Annotated in this window: 2 protein-coding genes; both read right to left on the bottom strand. The window is 45.3% G+C overall.

The window, feature by feature from the left end; all coding sequences use genetic code 11:
* Window positions 1-472: class I SAM-dependent methyltransferase (locus WBA89_RS17455; protein ID WP_424408440.1), on the bottom strand; the 472-nt coding region annotated here is incomplete at its 3' end.
* 109 nt (window positions 473-581) lie between these two features.
* Window positions 582-1677, bottom strand: a 1096-nt coding sequence (locus WBA89_RS17450; protein WP_424408439.1) for an Hsp70 family protein, incomplete at its 5' end; no start/stop codon positions are given.

Raw genomic sequence — 1677 nt, 5'->3', positions numbered from 1 at the left:
GGTTGTAATGCACGTATTCGTAAATCTCGCAATACTCATCTACGTGACTTGACTTAAACGGAAGTTTTACAATGCACTGATAGGTAGGTTTCTTGTGCACGTAATGTTCTCGAAAGCCTTCTTTTTTGAGATCCCTTCTCACTGCGAAATAAGCTTTGCCTCCCGGTTTCAACAGGTGCGAGACTTCCATCAAGACATTAGCTTGTTCTTCAGGAAACAAAACATTTAAAACATAAAAGCAAAGGATAGTGTCGAATTTCTGCTTGGGGAACTCCGGGAAATAATAAGAGTCGTAACCCGCAATATTAAAGCCTTTTTGCTGCAACAATTTAACATCGCTGCCGAAGCCGCACCCAAAATCCAAAACTTGACCTTGCAGCAAGTTTTTATCCAATAAAAATCTGGCTGGAAATGACAGGTAAATTCTTTCGATAGCCGTCAGGTGGCTGAATTTATTTTGTTGCTTTTTCATGGCAGCATAAATTTGATTTAAGTGAATATTCTTCAGTCAGGGCACCATCCGGACGAGAGTTTGTGTAGTAGCGATGTCAAGGTCCGAATGTTATCTAAAAATTTTATCATTATTGCAGTTTGGCGATCGCCCCTTTATCCACCAAAACCTCACCAGTCACCAAATCCCGCACCGTCGCCAACAAAACCCGCCTCTGGTCCACCTCAAAACTCACCGAAACCCTATCAATTCCCAACACCCCAGGCGGATTCAAATGCGCCACACAAACCTCCTGATGGTGGCTTTCCAGAGAGCGAAAATCCGTCTGTTTGTTGAGCAAACTGCTCGTCATCTGCCCTTTTTCATTAAAAACAACCTCCGCTTGCGACACCTCCGCAACTTCGCCAATATCTAACCGAATTTCCCTTTGCCCTTCAATTGCCACTTGCAGCGTCAACTCTTCAGAACTTTGACAAGGGTACTTCATTTCCTTACTAAAAATCGGCGAATAAGTATAAACTTTAGCATAAGGTTCCCAGAGACGAATTGCATAGCTGTGGCGCAAATAATCGTCAACAGTTACTAACTCTGTCAGCGCCAAAGCACCGTGTGCCACAGCTTCAAAAGGCAGAGCGGTTTTAACTTTTTGCCGTCCAAAATAGGAAACCACTAAATTAGACACAGCCGGGATTAAAGAAGTTCCTCCTACCAGCAAAACCTGTTCGATATCTGCTTTACAGACACCTTTACCCCGTGCAATATTCAGCAGTTCATCTAATGCTTCCCGCAACTGTTCTAACAACTGCCGGGATTCCAGAATTTCTTCAAGCTTGTCTCGGTTTAGCACCAAGTCGTAAGACATAAAATTTTCATCGTCAAACCAACTTTCCTTCGCTTCATTAACTTGAGAAAGTTGAATTTTTAACTTTTCGGCTATTTCTAACAAATTTTGCCAGCCCACCCCGCCAACTTCTGCCCGCGACGAACCAATTTGCCGTAAATAATCTTCCACAATCCAGATATCAATATCTTCGCCGCCGACACAAGCATCGGATTTTGCCAAGACTTCCGCCCTTACCCCCCCCAGCCCCCCCTTGCTAAGGGGGGGAGAAATCTCGCTCCTCCCCTTGCTAAGGGGGGGAGAAATCTCGCTCCCCCCCTTGCTAAGGGGGGGAGAAATCTCGCTCCTCCCCTTGCTAAGGGGGGGAGAAATCTCGCTCCTCCCC

Origin of the sequence: Microcoleus sp. (genome assembly GCF_049646505.1) — a bacterium.
In the GTDB taxonomy this organism is placed as follows: domain Bacteria; phylum Cyanobacteriota; class Cyanobacteriia; order Cyanobacteriales; family Microcoleaceae; genus Microcoleus.
Note: the sequence above shows the minus strand (reverse complement) of the source record. Positions and strands in the feature narration are given on the sequence as shown.